The following is a 19,268-nucleotide window of genomic DNA, read 5'->3' as shown; positions in this document are numbered from 1 at the left end:
CATGACTGATAACGAAAAAACTAACTTTAAAGCGGCATGTCGTAAGATACTTGACATGGTACTTGATGGCAGCATCAATGACGAGAAAGAGCTCAATAATGCCAAGAAAAAAATAGCAAAGGAATTTCGTCTTTCGACCCTGCCCAAGAATGCGGACATCATTATATCAGGAAATGATAATGAGCAGGAAATCGTAAGGTCTGTCCTTCAACGCAAACCTGTCCGCACAATTTCAGGTGTAGCTGTGATCGCTGCAATGACATCACCTGCACCATGCCCTCACGGAATATGCGTCCCGTGTCCAGGCGGCCCTAATTCTGAATTCCATTCACCCCAGAGCTACATGGGAAGAGAACCATCTACCATGAGAGCCATACAGTTCGAATACGACCCTTATAAGATCGTAACAAACAGACTGACCCAGTTAAAGCAGATAGGGCATGAGGTTAAAAAAGCCGAACTGATAGTCATGGGAGGCACTTTTTCCGCCAGGTCAATAGACTATCAGGAATGGTATACAAAACGCTGCCTCGAAGCTATGAACGACTTTTACGGAGATTCATGGAGAAAGAATGTGAATCCAATTGGAAGGACAATACCATATTACACCATTGAGGACGTCCAGAAGGCAAATGAGAATGCAGAGGTAAGGAACACCGGAATAACCTTTGAGACACGTCCTGACTGGGCGAAAACACATCACATTGATAAGATGCTTGAGCTTGGTGCCACCAAGGTAGAGATAGGTGTCCAGAGCACCTATGATTTCATACTCGAGAGAATGAAGCGCGGTCATACCGTTGCTGAAAGCATTGAGGCTAACAGGATACTAAGAGATAGTGCCCTGAAGGTCGGATTCCACATGATGCCGGGACTTCCTGGAACTGATGTGGAAATAGATATCAGGAACTTTAAACGCCTTTTTGACGAACCTGGATTCAGGCCTGATTACCTGAAGATATATCCCACACTGGTCACAGAAGGTACTGAGCTTCACCAGATGTGGAAGGAAGGAAAGTATCAGGCTATTGGTGATGATGAAGCAACGTTACTGCTTTCAGAGATAAAATCCTTTATCCCTAAATGGGTCAGATTACAGCGCATACAGAGAGACATACCCTCACCTCAGATACTTGCAGGCGTCAGAAAAAGCAACATACGACAGCTTGCAAATGAATATCTGGAAGAACATGGAGGAAAATGTCGCTGTATCAGATGCCGTGAAGTTGGACATAATATACTAAAAGGAAATGAACCAGACATAGACAACATAGAGCTTACTGTCGAGTCATATGAATGTTGTGAAGGGCAGGAACACTTTATTGCCTTTGAAGACATTAAAAAGGATATACTAATAGGATTTTTAAGATTACGGTTCCCGGCAAGACCACACCGTGAAGAGCTTTCTGATGCAGCTCTTGTAAGAGAACTACACATATACGGTTCAACCGTAGCTGTAGGAAAAGAAGCTGGCAGAAACGACTGGCAGCATAAAGGTTATGGAAGAGAGCTAATTACGCATGCTGAAGAGCTTACAAAAGATGCCGGATTCAGTAAACTTGCAATTATCAGTGGAATTGGAGTTCGGGGATACTACAGAAAAGCAGGTTACGAACTGGAAAAATCATACATGATGAAAAGCTTGTAATAAGACTTGACCAGAAAGTTTTATTAGTAAGTATGACGGATAGTTGTATATACAAACAAATATAGAATAGGTTGAGAAATTCTGATGATTAAATGCAGGAGACAAAAAATTGGACTCTGAACTCCTAGAACAAATTGTCACCAATTTAAAAGATATAAATTCCAAACTTGATAAGCTTATAGTGCAGGTCGAGAACAGGGATGAGCAGATCACTGAAAAAGAAAGAATCATGGCTGATTCCCTGGATGTGATTACATTATTATCCCTTCCTGATCATTTAAGGACAACTGCAACAACCCTATTTGAGATTGGGCCTGCAACGGCAGATGAGATCTCAAAGATAACAAATAAAGAGAGAGCAGTTGAAAGTAACTACCTTAACCAGCTTGTCAGGATGAACCATGTACGTAAATACAGGGAAGGAAGAAAAGTCTATTTCCGTATTAACGATAGCTTAAAGAAAAAATAATATATGATGACATAGATGCTTCTTTCTGCATATTTGAAATATAGCTATACCCAAATTGAACCAATCAATGAATTAACATGACACTCACATTAGCAATCCATTCTTCCAAAGGCGGTACAGGGAAAACCAGTATTGCGATGAACCTAGCAGTCGCTTTTGCATCTGCCGGGAAGAACACGTGTCTTATAGATCTAGATCTTAGAGGACCTTCACTTTGCTCCATGTTTGAACCAAAGAGCCATTTCTGGATAAATGATTTTCTTTCAGGTAAATGTAGCATAAAGGATACACTTACCGATGTTAAGGGAGAAATGGACACAAAAGCTCATTTATATCTGAGTTTTTCAAACCCGGATATCAGAGAGATAAGGGATCTGGTAAGCAAAGACCGCGACTGGCAGGCCAGTGCCCTGAAAGCACTCATGAACGGAAAGAGAGAGCTTTCTGAAAAAGACCTGGATGTAATAATATTCGACACCAGCCCCGGAGTAGAATATGAGTCAATTAATGCAGTGGCAGCATCTGATGTGGTGATCATAGTACACAATGATACAAATGCCTGTACCAGTTGTACTGAGCAGCTGATCAATGGTGTTTATTCTCTTCTTGATAAAAAATGTGGTATTATAGACAATATGTCCCACAATAATTGTCTTGACATGATTGACAAAAAAAGATATGGTGTGCCTGTTCTTGCTACAATACCCTGTATGTGTGAGATAGCAACCAGAGGAAAGAATGAAATCCTCGTTCATACAGAACCCGAACACCTGTTCTCAAAAAGTATAATATCTATCAAAGAAAAAATAGAAGCAATGAAGTGATCATTACTTTAATTCATTATTTTTCGTCATTTTTCAGGATATCCAGAACATCATTTCTTATATATTCATCCAGATCGCGGGATTTACGATCACTGATATCCTTTTCTATATCCCCTGCTGAAAGGAGAATGTCCTTGAAAACTACTATAAGTACATACACAAGGAATGCCGGGAAGAATGCCAGAATAGTTCTTTCAACAGGGTAGACCAATATTACAGATTTATATGCACTTGCAGGAAGATCATACAGCAGATGATATGCTATACTGCCTGCCATATGGTCTGTCAGAACCCCCATTAGTGAGGCAAAGAACAAAGAAATAAAGACAAACAATTTAGATGTGACGCTCTTTTTAAGAATCAGCCTGTCGAAATAAACGAATGCTCCCAGGACCAGTAAATGATACCAGGGATACATATATGCAGTCCTACCCACAGGAGATAAGTACCACATGCAAATAAGAGCAAAGAAGATGGTCTTTGCAGCTTTATGTTCCCGGTTGACAACAAGACCCGATACTATTGAAGTCATGGCATTGAATGCTAATGAGAGTAACGAAAACGCGCTCATTGTAAAAAAAGTCCCAGCACTTATTTTGTATAGAGAGAAACCCGAGAGAGTTATGAGTGCACCCCAAAATGGTCCAAATAGCATACCATTTAGTGCACTAAAAGATACTGTGGAACTTATCTGAACATTGTCGATACCAACGACTTCCATAAAGTCAGGCATGTATATGGAAAAATAGGTCAAAACTACGCCAAAGGCAATGTAAACTACTTTTACATCATTTTTTACTCTTAGCTTTGGCAACAGTTTGGGATACACGTTTCTTAAAATGGAAGCGTATTTATATAAGCTTTTACATCCGAATAAAAATGAGTAACTAAAAAGATGTCGTTACATGTTTCTTTTTGGTGGATGAGAAAATAAAGAGAAATAGTAGTTGTATATACATTGGAAATAAAACTGAAAATGTACTTGTATAATACAGATACACACGTCACAGAGTGTTCATGAACAAAATGAATATTTTCAACGGGCAACTGAATAATAGTTATATTAACTGCAAAATATAAAAAAACTATTTTTTAATTATTTACAAAAAAATAAAACGAAAATATCAAAAAATCCGTAAATAACAGTTAGTATAAAGTAAGAGAGAATCAAATGATATTGGTTTTGTATGGAGAGTACAATTATAAATAATTAAGAAATTATATCATTGAACTACTTTAGATCAGTAATATAACGTTATATCAGCAACCTTTAAATAAAAGTTTGTATATACACTAATTTTTAGAGAGTAAATTTCTCATGCATTCGCAATAAAAATTGCAAAAAACGTAAAAAAAAGGAAGGTAAAACATGAAAATCAGAGTTGTAAGTTCAAAAGAAGAGATCAATTCACTTGGTCCAAACGAAGAGATTATCCACCTCGCATTCAGACCATCAAACACAGACATATTTTCCCTTATAATGAAATGTCCAAACGTAAAGGCACTTCACATTCCAAGCTCATACAAGAGAACCATCTCAAACTCTGCAAAGATGTACCTTGAAATGCAGGGAATTGAGCTTCTTGAAGGAGACGTATGGGGTCACAGAAAGGACATCAACGAGTACTCCGAAGTTTCACAGAGCGTGTATGACCGTATTGCACAGTACAAGCAGGACGGACTTTCTGACGAAGAAGTCGAAGACAAGATGATCAGGGAAACAAGACTTAGCCCGGACTTTGTCAAATTCCTCGTAAAACAGGAATAAAATACTCACTCACTTCCGGCAAAAGCCGGAAAAACTCTTTCTTTATACACTTCACACATATACAGTATTCAACTGTTTACTGTACGTTATTCACCACATATCTGAACGAAAACTTTTCTGGAACGTGGTCTGTTATCCATATCCACCAGAATTATCTGTTGCCAGGTTCCAAGAAGCAATTCCCCATTCATCAGCGGAAACGACTCACTCTGCCCAATGAAAGAAGCACGTATGTGAGAATGACCATTTCCATCGTGCCATTTCTCATTATGCTGATAAACAATTCCTTCGGGAGCAAGCCTTTCAAGAGCTGCCTTCAGGTCATGTATGAGTCCGGGCTCATACTCGATCGTAGTTATAGAAGAAGTTGAACCGGGAACGTAAACAAGAACAATGCCATTGCTCAGACCTGATGAAGCTACAAGGTCTGATACCTCTGGCGTAATATCGATTATATCTGCATTTCCTTTTGTGTCAATACCAAAGCTTCCGCTGTAAACTGCCAACTATCAAGCCTCAATTCATTTCGTTCAGCTTTAAACCAATAACAGACATGACAAGTATGAATACCACAAGTGATACAATAAATCCATATTCCTGATGGATGGAATTCCTGATCATGTGTGAAAGAGCAAACATTATAATCAATAGTATTACTGAGCCTATTGAAGATATGATTTCCAGATTTTTCTTAATCATCACTGCTAATTGAGTAAAGATATACATGAATCTATCGAACAGCAGAAAGTTTCAGTTCACATGAAATAATGCATATGAATACTTTCACCCTACAGTACAATATTAAATATAACATTAAAAATAATATAATTCAAAAAACGTGATTCATCAATGACAGAATTTGAAAGGGAACTTGTCAAGTCATTCAACACATTCTTTGAAGAGAAGAAAATGAAAGGTATAGCCTACCGCCTGAAACAACACAGGTTCACTTCACAGTTCCTGGATGTTCTTGTAGATTCGCTTGACCCGGACCATTATATGGGAATTGAATGTAAAAGTATATCAGTGGACAAAGGTGCAAAGGCACTTTATTTTACACAACATTTCACAACAGATAAGAATGGTGTGCACCAGATAGATAGGATATCTGATTTCCTATTAAGATCCGGAAGGACAGGATTCCTTGCAGTTGAACTTAGAATGGGTGTGGGACGCACACGGGAAGCATACATGGTCCCATGGACCGAACTGTGCCGGAGATATCATGAAGAAGGAACTGCAAAGATCACAGTTGAGGAAATACAGGGATACCCCCGGATCGAAAGAGAGAGTAATAAGTACCTGATAGACCCAAAAGGGTGGAAGAAACTCAGGTTGATACAATAGAGGATAAAATGTCTGAAACCATGGTAATGATGGCAGAAAAAGCTAGGGAATGTGCTGAAGAGATAACAAAATATGATGAGGTGCAGTTAGTATCACATATCGATGCAGACGGTATAACATCAGGAGCCATCATTGCAAAAGCCCTTGAAAGAGCAGGTATTGGATACGACATGATGTTTGTCAAACAGCTTGATGAAACTATTGTAAAAGAGATTGCAGATATCAATCCAGAACTTACCATATTCACTGACCTTGGAAGTGGACAACTTGAACACATCACAAACTATGGAGTGAATGCAGTTGTTTCAGACCACCACAGACCTCAGGGAGATACTAAATTCCACCTTAATCCTCATCTCTTCGGAGCAAATGGTTCTTATGAGATAAGTGGTTCAGGGACCACGTTCATACTTGCAACCCAGCTTGGGGATAACCGTGATCTTGCAGATCTTGCTATAGTAGGTTGTGTCGGGGACATGCAATACAGGAAGTATGGAAAACTTGTGAGTCTCAATAGAATGATACTGGACACAAATCCCGAGGTCATATCATCAGTTGCAGACATTTCACTTTTCGGAAAGCAAACTAGACCAGTCTATAAAATGCTGCAATTCTCATCTGATCCATTCATCCCAGGGCTTACGGGCAACGAGGATGCATGTATTGATTTCCTGGCAAGGATAGGACTTCAGTTCGCTAACGATGAGAAGTGGAGAAGATGGATAGATCTGTCAGAAGATGAGAAGAAAAAAGTCACATCCTCACTTTTGCAGCATGCAATGCAAAGTGGTATTTCTTCTTACAACATTGGCAGACTTGTATCTGAGGGCTATATTCTGCTTTCAGAACAAGAAGGCACTGAAATGAGGGATGCAACTGAGTATTCAACACTCCTGAATGCAACCGGAAGATACATGCAGGCTGAGGTCGGAATGCAGGTATGCATGGGAGATCGGGACGAAGCATATGTACAAGCCCAGGAACTGTTGCATAACCACCGTAAGAACCTTGTTGACGGACTTAATTTTGTCAAGGATAACGGGATAACTGAACTCTCACACCTCCAGTATTTCGATGCAGGAAACACAATCCCTGAGACCATTGTAGGAATTGTTGCAGGAATGAGCCATTCCTCTGCAGGCAATCGTAAACTGCCGATAATAGCATTTGCAGATAAAGATGATGGCTACAAGGTTTCAGCCAGAGGAACTCAGGAACTCGTTAACAGAGGACTTAACCTTGCAGAAGCATTGAGTGTAGTTTGTCAGGAACTTGGAGGAGCTGGCGGCGGACATGATATCGCTGCCGGAGCGACGGTGCCATTTGGCAAAAAAGAAGAGTTCATTCAGAAACTTAACTCGGCAATCGCTGCCCAGTTAAGCTGAAATTATGATTAAAAACGAGATTTAAGCTATTTTTAAAGATATTTAAATCCACATCAAACAAGGTCGTTGATGTGGGATAATTTATTAATATCAATAAGAGTGGACATTGCATTTGTCCTGATAGGAATTCCGTGTTCCTGAACGATAGCCATAGGATTGGTACCACCAATTACCACAATGCCTAGGTGGTCACGCTCAACCGGAACATCAAGTATTCTGGTATTTGGTTCACCCACTTCAAGAATTCCGTTTATTCCGGCATCCACCATATCAGCCAGTGTGCTGTCAATGACATCCCTGGCAACCATTGGGGCCTCACGCAGATTTGCAAGAATCTTACCAGAACCTGTTTTAAGCATACTCATCACAGATGTCAGTTCCTGTGACATGAGAACCTCAAGAGGGTCAATTGTAGTGCTCTGGTATGTCAGCACATTTGTAAAACGTACAGGTTCACCATCACGGATCTCAACAAGACCTCCAAAGCGTGGTTTTACCATGACACCTGCTTTGAGGAGGAGACCATCGATAGTAATACTGCACACCGTTGCAAAGCCGACCTCGCCTTCACCGATCTTGCGGTCACCTATTGAATCCCCTTCATGGAGAATCTTAAGAAGCGGACTTACAGAGAGCCCGCTATTGATAGCCATACTGAAGATCTTGAGAACATCATCAAAATCCTGTTTATCAATGAGAGAAAGGTTCACAATAACATCACCTTCCATTGTTTTAGGATTGAAGGTGGTCCTGAACATCAGGTCTTCTATTTTAGACGATGTGAACTGAATGCGCTGGTTCCTTTGCAAAGACATACCTCTACCGTTTTGTAACTGCTTTATTTCTAAGAACTAGTAACTGCCAGACATTTATAGTTTCGCATAAGTCTTGCATAAAGAACAGGATTCAGACAGATGTCATCCGTCCGAATATCTCAGGATGGTTCTGTGGATGCACGAGGAAATCAAGTTTTTCAATCTCCTTTACCATGACATACATATCAGTTCCGCAGAACAAATTTGCTTCAGGATAGTCATGGGGTTTCTCATACCTGATCTCAGGCACAGACGGATAATCAGGATTTTTTACGAAACCATCCTTTAACAGATAGTACGCTCCGCCGGAAAGCTTCTTGATTGGGTCATAAAGGGATGAGAAATCACGACATACCCAGTTAGCCATTTTCAATGTTTCCTGTGAAGCATTTATGGTTATATGCCCGTAATCAGGTGGTACAAGTACAATATCACCTGCTGATGCCTCACAGACAATAACATCAACAACCTTTCCGTTTTCAGCTTTCTGGAGAAGATATGTTGCTTTGCCTTCAAGCACCTGATAAAGTTCAGCATAAGAGATATTGTGACCTTCCACAGCCGGATGATAGTGACCTGCTGTCTTGACATATTCATCACCTAGCATTGCAGGCGGAATTATTGTAATATCATACCTTAGCCTGTTATCAACTATTCTTTTATGATCTTCTTCATTTGCTGAAAGATCACGATACATGTAATAAAGTTCAATGTTATCCTGTGAACGCAGCCACGGCTGATCGTGTACTACCTCATCCATGTCATGTAACATCCTGATATCAGGATTATGTGTTTTCCCGTAAAACTCCAATTCCTTTCCCATATGATCACACTTTATAATTTGCACAAATTCAGTATAATCAATATTGGAACCCACAGTATTTATTTTTGCCGCAAATAGATTAATTAGATTTGATTATTTGTTTAGATGGTCCAATATCTTTCGGGCAAGATTTTCACTAATTTCATCTAACGATGATAGCTCTTCCACAGATGCCATTTTTATTTTATCAATGGAATCAAAATTCTCAAGCAAGGCCTTTTTTCTTGAAGAACCAACACCGGGAATAGAATCCAGCTCTGAATGAGTCAAACTTGCAGAACGTCTCCTGCGATGAGAACTTACCGCAAATCTATGGGCTTCATCACGAATATGCATCAATAGTTTAAGTGCAGGTGAACTGTGAGGGAGAATTATAACCTCATCAGGACCTTTCTTAGTAGTGATTATATGCTCGAATCTCTTAGCAAGACCTATCATTGGAATTTCAATTCCTAAGGCATCAAGAGAGGATTTTGCAGCGCCTACCTGCCCCGGCCCTCCATCTATAAGAATCAGATCTGGCAATGGTTCTTTATTCTTCAGTAAACGTGAATACCTTCTGTGAACCACTTCAGCCATCATGGCAAAATCATCAATTCCTTTTACGGTTTTGATGTTATGCTGTCGGTACTTACTGTTTGCAGGCATCCCGTTCTCAAAATAAACCATGGAACCTACAGGATTTGTTCCTGAAATATTGGAAATATCAAAACCTTCGATATGAAGAGGAAGTGTTTCAAGCGAAAGTACATCCTTCAATGCTTCCAGTGCTTCAATAGCGGATTCTGATGGTGTTGATTTCAATCCTGCCATTCGTTTTGACATTTCGGCATTCCTTGCAGCCATTTCCACCAGTTTTTTCTTGTCACCACGCTGGGGAACATGAACACGTACATCCCTTCCGGAACGCTGACAGAGCCATTTTACTATCAGTTCACTTTCAGGCAGCTCATATTGAACAAGAATCTCGGGCGGAATAGGTGAATCCTGATAATATTGCTTGACAAACTGAGCCATGGATTCATCAATGCTTTCGGAGGCATCTGCACCCAGAAGCGTAAAGTCTGCCTTGCCGACCATGCTTCCCTGGCGTACATAGAAAACCTGAATGTAGGTGGCTTTCTCATCTGAAACTGCTGCAATAACATCGCGGTCATCCATCCCTGATGTTGCGATCTGTTGTTCGGAGATTGATTTTACAGATTCGATCTGGTCCCTGATAATTGCGGCGGATTCATAGTCCTGCTTCTCTGCAAAAGCACTCATCTTTTTGTCCAGTTCCTTCAGAAGACCTGAAGTTTCACCTTTCAGGAGTCTGACAGCTTCCATGACCCGCCTGCGATACTCTTCTTTATCCAGACCATCTTTACACGGAGCCATACAACGTTTGATATGATAATTTAAACACGGTCTGGTTTTTCCGGGCTCTATTTTCTTTTTGCATTGCCTGAGCATGAATATGCGGGAAATAACATCAAGAGTTGTACGGATAGCTTTTGCATTCGTATAAGGACCAAAATAGATAGCGCCGTCCATAAGTCGCCTTCTGGTAAGGAATATACGTGGAAATTCTGAATTAATAGTGACCTTGACATATGGGTATCGTTTATCATCCTTCAGGCGGACATTATAACGAGGCTTGTACTTTTTGATAAGATTTGCTTCAAGTACAAGGGCATCAAGCTCAGAAGCAGTAACGATATACTCAATGTCATCTATGTGTTTTACAAGAGTGACAGTTTTAGGAGAGAGATTTCTCTTTGACTGAAAATATTGACGAACCCTTTTATCCAGGGATTTTGCTTTGCCTACATAGATCACATCCCCGGAAGTATCCTTCATAAGATACACACCAGGGAGTGCAGGAAGTGTTTTCAGATCGAACTTCATGTGGAACTTATTCAGAGAATTTGTTTTCTATAAAACGAGGAAGTGTCATATCAATGATAGTTTTGAGATTGACAATATCTTCACGGTTGTATTTCAGTAAAAGGTCAAGAGCTTCTTCATCGCCGCTTTCATACTGATGCCAGAGGCGTACAGCATCAAAACCACTGATACCTACCGTTTCCTCTGCCCTTGAGATACAAAGGTCACATTCTATCTTTTTCAGGCCACCTGAGAGCTTTATACGGCGCAATGGATACATCAGGTCCGCATGAAGCTGGTTGAACTTAATCTCAGGGAATTCACGCTTTATGAAAGGCAGATCGAACCTTGCTCCGTTGAAAGTTACAAGAAACTCGTATTTCGGGAATATGTCCACAATATCATCAAGGTCAATGCCTTTTACAAATGTCCTGGCTTCCTTTCCATCATATATCCCGACAACCGTTATTGAGGAACTGCCGGGAGAAAGACCAGTGGTCTCTATATCCACATAAGCCACTTTGTCGGAGAATTCCCTGAAAGCCCTCCAGTGTTCAGAAGAGGGCAATGATCTTGCAAAGAACTCGAAATCGCGAGCCTCAAGATGTTCTACTGAGTCCCGTATCCCTGTCATTATCATATCCTTTTTGGAAGGTGGAATCAAGAGACAATCATGGTTATCCATGAATTCTTGCCAGGTTTTTATCCCATTTGACCATATCTTTTTTTCCACGGTTGCACCGATCCGCGGCATATGAATGTAAGTACTTGTAAGCATGATGTATTCCCTTTTTCAGTTATAACAGAAGGTATTGATAAATTATGTTTTCTGGCTGCAAGTGCTAAATAAAATAAGCTCCGATATATACATATTGGATTCAACTTCCATTATTTGAAGAAGTAATTATATCATTCTACCATATTATCAAATCAAACTCATCAGGAGATAAACATGAACAAAGTTTCAGTTATCGGTTCAGGCAATGTAGGTGCCACTACAGTTCAGAGACTTGCAGAACTTAACATAGCAGATGTTGTCATGGTTGACATAGTTGAAGGACTGCCACAGGGAAAAGCGCTTGACATACTCCAGGCGGCCCCCCTTATGGGTTACGATGTTGAGGTTACAGGGACTAATGACTATGCAGACATCACAGACTCAGATATTGTCGTGGTAACAGCAGGAATTGCACGCAAGCCGGGAATGGACAGGAGTGATCTTCTGGCAACTAATATCAAGATCACACAGCAGGTCTGTGAGAATATTCAGAAATATGCACCAGATTCCATAATTATGACTGTAACAAATCCTCTTGATATCATCACCTATGCAGCACTTCGTTGTACCCAGTTTGACAGGAACAGAGTATTCGGAATGAGCGGTCTGCTGGATTCAAGCCGCTTTGCATCCTTCATTGCAAAGGAAATGAGCTGTTCAGTCAGGGATGTTAGTGCTATGGTACTCGGAGGACATGGAGACTCAATGGTACCACTCCCTGAGTATTCAACTGTATCAGGAATTCCATTGAGCAAGCTTATGGATGATGAAACTATCAAAAGAATAGTTGACAGGACAGTCAATGCAGGTGCTGAGATCGTGGGTCACCTGAAGAACGGCAGTGCATTCTACGCGCCTTCAGCAGCTATAACAATTATGGTTGAAGCCATACTCAATGATACAAAGAAAATAGTTCCTGCATCTGCATTCCTTAACGGAGAATACGGACAGCATGATATCTGTCTCGGAGTGCCCGTAAAACTTGGAAGACGCGGAGTTGAAGAGATCATCGAACTGGAACTCACAGATGAGGAAACAAGTGCTCTGCAAAGGTCGGCTGAAGCAGTTAAGAAAGGGATTGCAATCATAAGGATATAATTATAAGAAAAAAAGGAAATGTTCTGAAAACAGGACATAAGATACGGAATTTCCGACTTACATACAAATATTCATATATAAGTAAAATAAAAGAGGGTAGGGATATCATGCGTGCAGACATAACTTCACTTTTTGGATTGAACATTTATACCGAAACAGGTACATATGTAGGTAAAGTCGCTGACCTTGTGTTAGATGTTGACGAGAGAAAGGTCAGAGGAATTGCTGTTTCTGACATCAACAGAGATATTTTTGACGTTACTTCAAGAGGAGTCATAATTCCTTACAGATGGGTCGTCACCGCAGGAGATATCGTACTTGTAAGAAACGTTGTTAACAAGTTCAAGAAAGCCAATAAAGTGGTAGAAGAAGACTGATCCATGAAGAGGCGAGAGATCTATTCAGATCTGCGTTGCATACCGCCTGTGGTCGTGCGCATTGATGGCAGGAATTTTAAGAATGCGCTGTCACGCATGGGTTTTGAGAAACCCTATGATGAAAGGTTCACATCCGCAATTGTAGAGGCTATTGAAGCCTTTTTTAAGAAAAGCGGATTGAGCCCTGTTTTTGCTTATACTTTTTCTGATGAGATCAGTTTCTTTTTCAGAGACAATGCCTTTGACGGCAGGATCGAGAAACTGGACTCGATAATTCCATCTTACATTAGCAGTGCTTTTAGCATGGCACTAAATCCAGAAGAACCTGTTTCATTTGACTCCAGAATTATTCCAATGCACGAAGAAGATGTTCGTGAATATCTCATCTGGAGACAGGATGAAGCATGGCGTAACTGCATTAACTCCTACGCTTACTACACTCTTATTTCTGAAGGTATGAATGAACATGAAGCTGCAAAGATGCTTAAGAACAAGGGAGCATCTGACATGCATGAGCTGCTTTTTGAAAGAGAGATCAATATCTCAAAAGTTCCTACGTGGCAGAGGCGTGGAATTATGATAATGAAAAAAGAGACAGAGATAGAAGGATTCAACCCTCGCCTTAATGTCAAAACCACCAGCACAAGGACAAAAGTGTTTTCTGAATACGAAATTCCTTTATTCTCTTCTGAAGAAGGGGAGGGTTTTCTGGAAAAACTTCTTTCTAAAAATGCAGATGAGTAAAATAAGAAAAAGCATTTAAAGACATATGTGATTATAGATTCCACGAGTTATAAGGTGAACCTATGGATAAACTTGAGCTTATAAAAAGAAATGTACAGGAAATAGTGACTGAGGACGAACTTAAACAGCTTCTGGAAACAAAGGAACATCCTACAGCCTATGTCGGATATGAGCCAAGCGGTAAGATCCATATGGGACACGTCCTTACTGTAAACAAGCTTCTCGACCTTCAGAAAGCCGGTTTTAAGATCACTGTACTTCTTGCAGATGTACACGCATACCTCAACAAGAAGGGAACACTTGAAGAGGTACGTGTGATTGCAGATTACAATAAAAGATGCTTTATTGCACTGGGACTTGACGAGGAGAATACCAGATTCGTCTATGGCTCTGATTACCAGCTTGGACAGGAATACATCCTTAACGTGCTGAAACTTACCCGTAGCACAACCCTGAACAGAGCAACAAGGAGTATGGACGAAGTCGGAAGAAAGATGGATGATCCGGCAGTATCCCAGATGGTCTATCCAATCATGCAGGCAGTCGACATCGCAATGCTTGATGTTGACGTTGCTGTTGGCGGAATTGACCAGAGAAAGATCCACATGCTTGGAAGGGAAGGGCTTCCTGGACTTGGTTTTAAAGCACCTCTCTGTATCCACACACCAATACTTCTCGGTCTTGACGGTGAGAAGATGTCATCTTCCAATAACAACTTCATATCCGTTGATGACAGTGAAGCAGACCTGAAGAAGAAGATGAAGAAGGCATTCTGCCCTGCAGGACAGGTTGAAGATAATCCTGTAATGGAGCTTTTCAAATATCACATCTGCCCAAGATATGAAAAGATTGTCTTTGAAAGACCTGAAAAATTCGGTGGCAACCTTGTATGCAAGGGTTATGAGGAACTGGAGAAAGTATTCGCATCCGAGGAACTTCATCCAATGGATCTGAAGAACGGTGCTACAAAGTACATGAACATGATACTTGAAGTGGTCAGAAGCGTAATTTAAAATACGCTTCATCCCCTGAGTAGTAATTTATATATTATGTCTGCAAGAATATAAGATTAAAAACAAGACGGGGATTAGGATGAAGTATACATTTCAGGACTCTACCGAATTACCTTTACAACGAGATTTCATTCAGGACCTTAACAATTTCATAGAAATGGCAAAGAAGGTCCTGCCACTTGAAAATTCTGCAATTGAGCTCAGTGAGGAAGAAACTGAAGAGATATCCTCTCTTGAAGCAAGGATCAGAGAAATAGAGGAATTTAGCAAGGACGTTCAACAATACGTGGATGAGCGTTCAAAGGGTGCAGAGGAAAAAGAAATTCTTGAATGCAGAAACTCAGTTATTGATGCATGCGTTGAAACTGCTGACAAAGGACTCAAGGAACTCAACCTAAAACTGGAACAGATTAAAAGGCAGTCCGAAAGTGGTATCTATAAAATAGAAATGGACCTGCTGAACAATCTGAATCCTCTTTTTGAGTCCGGCATATACGGGGCGAACAAAGCATACTCAGTATCCTCAAAAGACGGAACTCTGAAAGGAACTCTGAAAGCATCTTTTTCAGGAATGGAATATTCCTGCGACCTTGTTTATGCTCACGATATTCTTTCCGTCAGGGAAGTCTATGGCGACTTGTCCCTGCCAACCTGGACCAAAGCAGGTATTTTCTCAAAAGAAAACAAGGTAAAAATGATTGATGTTTCTGATTACACAATTACTTCTATGAACTTTGATGGTGTCGCACACATTGATCTGAGTTTTGAGAACAAGAAAGGTGACCAGAAATTCAAGATTGTTTCTGATAGTGATGCATACCAGATATACCAGGGAGAATTCGAAATAACTGGTGATGAAAAACTGTTACAGTCATTAAACATCGACGACGTTTCAGGCGTTGTAAACGATGTTAAAAAGTACATGGAACTTTTCATCAAACACCAGAAACTTACCCAGATACTTCTTGACGGACAGGATGCAGTACGCAACAATGAGGTATTTGACTGCCTGAAACTTATTGCTGAGCAGTACGGTGAAATTGTAAGCGAATCTCTGGAAAAGGGTTATGTCAAAAATGAGATCACAATCAAGATTGAAGCATCTGACGGAACCAGAACCGAGAAATACATAACTAAGGAAGAGGCATTTGACCAGCTCGCAGAACTTGGAAGCGAAGGTCTGGAACTTGCCAGCATCCTTAATGTTGATTAATGCAGCAAATGCTGCAACCTTTTTTTACTTTTAGCTCTATATTTACTTACGCTTGAATTAATATTTAAGCGAATAATGGTAACCAATTTATGAGGGATAGTTTTGGAACGTTCAGTAGCTGAAATCAGGGAGAAATTAGAAAATAAAGAAGCTGTTGTAATGACAGCTCAGGAGATATCCGAACTTGTGGACAAAGGAGAAGACGTTTCCAGCATGGATGTGGACGTTGTTACAACCGCAACAAGAGCCATTATGAGCGGAACTTATGCTGTTCTGTCCTTCCCTGTAAACTCCCCCGTATGTTTCAAACGAGCCTCAAAAGTGCTTCTCAACGGCGTTCCTGCACATGTTGGACCATGCCCGAATGAAAGTCTTGGAATCGTCGATGCGATAGTATTTGGAACCGCACATTCAGTCCTCAAACACAATTACGGTGCCGGACATGTTTTCAGGGAACTTGTTGAAGGAAAGGAAGTTAATGTTTCTGTTGTAACAAATGAAGAAGAAACAATAGAAAGCCAGGTTAAACTGGTGGATATGCCTTTTGCCAAACTCTATGCCACAAGACATGCATTCAAGAATTATGCAGCTTTTGTAAATGGTTCCGATAAACCTGTGAATACTATTTTCCATGCAACCCAATTCAGCCCTGACATGCACGGTGCAACGCTTTCCGGTTGTGGAGAGATTAATCCGGTTCAGAATGACCCAAAGATGGAAACAATTGGAATTGGTACACGCGTACTCATGAACGGAGCCGAAGGTTTCGTTATCGGAGAAGGAACACGCAGCAGCCCTGCAAAACCAAATCTCACAGGCGTTGCCGATATGCACAAGATGGACGCAGCCCTAATGGGAGGATTCAAAACATCCGCCGGACCGGAGTGCATAGCATCATGGGCAATTGCTATACCAGTCACTAGCCAGTCTGTACTTGATGCTGCCCTGCAGACAGACAGTGACATTCCAATGGTTGTAAACGATGTCGATAAAAGAGTCATGATTGGCAGCAGCACCTATGCAGATGCATGGAAAAATACTGACCGTGCAATAAGTTTCAATCCTGATGCATGTCTTGATTGTGAGGTCTGCAAACCTATCAGGGACTGCCCAATGGAAGCAATTCAGCGCAAAGACAATAGAATATTGCTTAATAGATACCAGTGCTTCAATTGTGGATTCTGCTCAACTGTCTGTCCGGGAGGAGTTTTCACTGCCGAACTTGGAACCCTTCACTTTGAAATGGAAGGAAAGCATCAGGATGTACCTATTGTCCTGCGGCAGTCTGACCGCAAGAGAGCAGAAGAAATGGCAGAAAAATTGAAAGAAAAGATATTGAGCGGAGAATTCAAGCTCAATGAGATGGTTGAGAGGATATATCCATAAACCTCTTAATTATTCCTTCAGGTGTCATTTCTATTACCGGAGCATCAGTATTTCCAGGCTCTGCTTTTACAACAATGATACCTTTCTCTGTTTTTTTCAGCACATCCCTGAGTCCTTCTGGAGTTGATACTTCAAGAACATCCCTGTTACCGGCACCTCTTGCAACTGCTGCAAGGTCAGTTACAACAGACGTAGCAGTGGGCTGATTACCTGTTGAACCGTAGGCTCCGTTGTCAACTATTACCAGCAGGTAATTTTCAGGACTCTGTGTAGCTATGGTTGCAAGAGTTCCCATATTCATGAGGATGGAACCATCGCCATCTATTGCAACAACCTTTTTGTCAGGTCGTGCAAGTGCAAGACCGAGCCCTATTGAAGAAGCCAGTCCCATGGAACCAAGCATGTAGAAATTTGTCGGGATGTCACAAACATGATGAATCTCTTTACATGGAATTCCGATATTGCCTATGAGCAGAGCACCGCTTTCCTTTACTTTTGCAGCAATCTCATTGATAGCATCTATGCGTTTCATGCCTGTTTCCTCCAGAATGGAATTGGTAAAAGTACTGCAACCGGCTTTTTCATTTCCACTGCCGTATTCCATGCTTTTACAATAAGGTCTGCCGGGTCAACACCACTTTCCGGCATAAAATAGGGAATCTCCATAGTATCAAGCAATTTTGGAGTGAGTTCACCCATTGGCACCTGGGCAACAATTGGTTCGCCTTCCACACCCCTGTGGCTCATTATCATCAAAAGCGGGATATTGTAAAGCATATCCAGTGATGCAAGAGCATTAATTGAATTTCCAAGTCCGGAATTCTGCATAAGCATAGCAGTTTTTTTACCACCCATATAGGCTCCTGCACAGATTCCCACGCCTTCTTCCTCACGGGTTACCGGAAGATGAAGAATTTCTGGAGCTTCATCAACCATGGGAATGAGCTCCTTGAGATTGGCACAGGGAACACTAACAATAAAATCAATTCCTGCGTCCTTTATACCTTTGAATACCGCTTCAGACGGAGTGAGAACTTCTGGCAAACCTGTCATAAAAATCACCATTCTTACCATACTTTAAGATCAATAGCTTCTATACGCACGTTCTTTCCTTCAACTCCGACAACCATGCCGGAGTGAACTTTCTGCATCATGCAGTATTCAGGAACAAAACGTACTGTCTGGCCGACTTTAGGGATCCTGCCCTTTGCCACTTTACCGTCAAAGGCCAGTATCATACAGAGACCAACATCCTTGAACTTGATATCATCATTTCCAAGCCTGTGAAGCGGCCCTACCATGTGGACCGTGTATATTCCCGGTACTTTGTCAATGACCTTTGCAAAGTGGGTAACAGGACATCCCAATGGCCTGTAACGAAGTATGTCACCAACCTCTATTTCAATGGAACCGTCAAATGGATGGATATCTTCTCTGCATGAACATTCATCCCGCAGAGGTGCAAGTATAAAATCAGCTTCCTGACCATCAATAATACCTATTATCTTTTCGGCCATCGGGACATCTTTTCCAAGAAGAAAAAGGATTTTATCCACATTATCCTTGAAATTATCACGGGAAAGGAATGGACATTTATGCAGTTCTTCTGCGTTTTTCTTCTCTGAAAGTTCCGCTGCAAAGTCCCTGCACTGACGGAAGCCACAACTTCCACAGTTGTAACCTGGAAGTAGTTTTTCAATTTCGCTCAAGG

The 19,268-nt window shown here is 41.0% G+C and carries 22 protein-coding genes; 12 read left to right on the top strand and 10 right to left on the bottom strand.

Annotated features, from left to right (window positions below; all coding sequences use genetic code 11):
• Position 1: 1 nt before the first annotated feature.
• From BLP52_RS03915 to BLP52_RS03905, 3 genes are all read left to right on the top strand, one after another.
• Positions 2 to 1,648, top strand: a complete 1,647-nt coding sequence (locus tag BLP52_RS03915; RefSeq protein WP_091708877.1) for a tRNA uridine(34) 5-carboxymethylaminomethyl modification radical SAM/GNAT enzyme Elp3 — start codon at positions 2 to 4, stop codon at positions 1,646 to 1,648.
• Positions 1,649 to 1,757: 109 nt separating this feature from the next.
• Entirely contained in the window at positions 1,758 to 2,117 is a 360-nt protein-coding gene (locus BLP52_RS03910) for a helix-turn-helix domain-containing protein (RefSeq protein ID WP_091708876.1), read from the top strand.
• Between the two features lie 77 nt (positions 2,118 to 2,194).
• Positions 2,195 to 2,941, top strand: coding sequence for a MinD/ParA family ATP-binding protein (locus BLP52_RS03905; protein WP_091708874.1), 747 nt, complete (start codon positions 2,195 to 2,197; stop codon positions 2,939 to 2,941).
• A gap of 16 nt (positions 2,942 to 2,957) precedes the next feature.
• On the opposite strand, the gene BLP52_RS14295 is transcribed toward BLP52_RS03905, so the two are convergent.
• Complete coding sequence (locus BLP52_RS14295; RefSeq protein WP_154717786.1) at positions 2,958 to 3,770, bottom strand: hypothetical protein; 813 nt, start codon at positions 3,768 to 3,770, stop codon at positions 2,958 to 2,960.
• Between the two features lie 540 nt (positions 3,771 to 4,310).
• On the opposite strand from BLP52_RS14295, the gene BLP52_RS03890 reads away from it, so the two are divergent.
• On the top strand, positions 4,311 to 4,709 hold the full coding sequence (locus tag BLP52_RS03890; protein WP_091708869.1) for a DUF1699 family protein: 399 nt from the start codon (positions 4,311 to 4,313) through the stop codon (positions 4,707 to 4,709).
• A gap of 86 nt (positions 4,710 to 4,795) precedes the next feature.
• Here the strand turns inward: BLP52_RS03890 and BLP52_RS03885 are convergent, their stop codons facing one another.
• Both BLP52_RS03885 and BLP52_RS03880 read right to left on the bottom strand, forming a co-directional pair.
• Positions 4,796 to 5,215 (bottom strand): secondary thiamine-phosphate synthase enzyme YjbQ, encoded by a 420-nt coding sequence (locus BLP52_RS03885; RefSeq protein WP_091708868.1) that lies wholly within the window; start codon positions 5,213 to 5,215, stop codon positions 4,796 to 4,798.
• Positions 5,216 to 5,225: 10 nt separating this feature from the next.
• Positions 5,226 to 5,408 carry a hypothetical protein gene (locus tag BLP52_RS03880; protein ID WP_091708865.1) on the bottom strand — a complete coding sequence of 61 codons (183 nt, stop codon included), beginning with the start codon at positions 5,406 to 5,408 and terminating at the stop codon, positions 5,226 to 5,228.
• A gap of 150 nt (positions 5,409 to 5,558) precedes the next feature.
• Here BLP52_RS03880 and BLP52_RS03875 point away from each other — a divergent pair, with 150 nt between their 5' ends.
• Entirely contained in the window at positions 5,559 to 6,056 is a 498-nt protein-coding gene (locus BLP52_RS03875) for a hypothetical protein (protein ID WP_091708864.1), read from the top strand.
• Positions 6,057 to 6,064: 8 nt separating this feature from the next.
• Positions 6,065 to 7,441 carry a RecJ family nuclease gene (locus BLP52_RS03870; protein WP_091708862.1) on the top strand — a complete coding sequence of 459 codons (1,377 nt, stop codon included), beginning with the start codon at positions 6,065 to 6,067 and terminating at the stop codon, positions 7,439 to 7,441.
• A 53-nt stretch (positions 7,442 to 7,494) separates the two neighbouring features.
• Here the strand turns inward: BLP52_RS03870 and BLP52_RS03865 are convergent, their stop codons facing one another.
• The 4 genes from BLP52_RS03865 to BLP52_RS03850 form a co-directional block, all read right to left on the bottom strand.
• Positions 7,495 to 8,250, bottom strand: coding sequence for a DUF128 domain-containing protein (locus tag BLP52_RS03865; protein ID WP_091708860.1), 756 nt, complete (start codon positions 8,248 to 8,250; stop codon positions 7,495 to 7,497).
• Between the two features lie 97 nt (positions 8,251 to 8,347).
• Positions 8,348 to 9,079, bottom strand: coding sequence for a glucose-6-phosphate isomerase family protein (locus tag BLP52_RS03860; protein WP_091708859.1), 732 nt, complete (start codon positions 9,077 to 9,079; stop codon positions 8,348 to 8,350).
• A gap of 93 nt (positions 9,080 to 9,172) precedes the next feature.
• Positions 9,173 to 10,969 (bottom strand): excinuclease ABC subunit UvrC, encoded by a 1,797-nt coding sequence (uvrC, locus tag BLP52_RS03855; protein ID WP_091708857.1) that lies wholly within the window; start codon positions 10,967 to 10,969, stop codon positions 9,173 to 9,175.
• A 7-nt stretch (positions 10,970 to 10,976) separates the two neighbouring features.
• Positions 10,977 to 11,726, bottom strand: a complete 750-nt coding sequence (locus tag BLP52_RS03850; RefSeq protein WP_091708855.1) for a ribonuclease H-like domain-containing protein — start codon at positions 11,724 to 11,726, stop codon at positions 10,977 to 10,979.
• A gap of 174 nt (positions 11,727 to 11,900) precedes the next feature.
• Between BLP52_RS03850 and mdh the strand changes: the two genes are divergently transcribed.
• From mdh to BLP52_RS03820, 6 genes are all read left to right on the top strand, one after another.
• Entirely contained in the window at positions 11,901 to 12,824 is a 924-nt protein-coding gene (gene mdh / locus BLP52_RS03845; RefSeq protein ID WP_091708854.1) for a malate dehydrogenase, read from the top strand.
• Between the two features lie 107 nt (positions 12,825 to 12,931).
• Positions 12,932 to 13,201: a PRC-barrel domain-containing protein gene (locus tag BLP52_RS03840; protein WP_091708852.1), complete on the top strand. Its 270-nt coding sequence runs from the start codon at positions 12,932 to 12,934 to the stop codon at positions 13,199 to 13,201.
• Between the two features lie 3 nt (positions 13,202 to 13,204).
• The gene (locus tag BLP52_RS03835; protein WP_091708850.1) at positions 13,205 to 13,945 is read left to right on the top strand and encodes a tRNA(His) guanylyltransferase Thg1 family protein; all 741 of its coding nucleotides are present in this window, start codon (positions 13,205 to 13,207) and stop codon (positions 13,943 to 13,945) included.
• Between the two features lie 62 nt (positions 13,946 to 14,007).
• Positions 14,008 to 14,958, top strand: coding sequence for a tyrosine--tRNA ligase (locus BLP52_RS03830; protein ID WP_091708849.1), 951 nt, complete (start codon positions 14,008 to 14,010; stop codon positions 14,956 to 14,958).
• A 79-nt stretch (positions 14,959 to 15,037) separates the two neighbouring features.
• Positions 15,038 to 16,171, top strand: a complete 1,134-nt coding sequence (locus tag BLP52_RS03825; protein ID WP_091708847.1) for a hypothetical protein — start codon at positions 15,038 to 15,040, stop codon at positions 16,169 to 16,171.
• A gap of 102 nt (positions 16,172 to 16,273) precedes the next feature.
• A complete protein-coding gene (locus BLP52_RS03820; protein ID WP_238380710.1) occupies positions 16,274 to 17,557 on the top strand; it encodes a methanogenesis marker 16 metalloprotein in 1,284 nt (427 codons plus the stop codon).
• On the opposite strand, the gene comE is transcribed toward BLP52_RS03820, so the two are convergent.
• Genes comE through BLP52_RS03805 form a run of 3 tightly spaced genes read right to left on the bottom strand, consistent with a single transcriptional unit; the run spans position 17,526 to position 19,266 of the window.
• Positions 17,526 to 18,161, bottom strand: a complete 636-nt coding sequence (comE, locus tag BLP52_RS03815; protein WP_238380709.1) for a sulfopyruvate decarboxylase subunit beta — start codon at positions 18,159 to 18,161, stop codon at positions 17,526 to 17,528. The two genes, BLP52_RS03820 and comE, sit on opposite strands and share 32 nt — an antisense overlap.
• Positions 18,086 to 18,610, bottom strand: coding sequence for a sulfopyruvate decarboxylase subunit alpha (gene comD / locus BLP52_RS03810; RefSeq protein ID WP_091709188.1), 525 nt, complete (start codon positions 18,608 to 18,610; stop codon positions 18,086 to 18,088). The genes comE and comD overlap by 76 nt, the downstream gene beginning before the upstream one ends.
• Positions 18,611 to 18,624: 14 nt before the next feature.
• Positions 18,625 to 19,266 carry a (Fe-S)-binding protein gene (locus BLP52_RS03805; RefSeq protein WP_091708843.1) on the bottom strand — a complete coding sequence of 214 codons (642 nt, stop codon included), beginning with the start codon at positions 19,264 to 19,266 and terminating at the stop codon, positions 18,625 to 18,627.
• Between the last annotated feature and the right edge of the window lie 2 nt (positions 19,267 to 19,268).

The sequence above is a fragment of the Methanolobus vulcani genome (assembly GCF_900100715.1).
Taxonomy (GTDB): domain Archaea; phylum Halobacteriota; class Methanosarcinia; order Methanosarcinales; family Methanosarcinaceae; genus Methanolobus; species Methanolobus vulcani.
The sequence above is the reverse complement of the archived record's forward strand: the minus strand, read 5'-3'. Positions and strand labels throughout refer to the sequence as shown.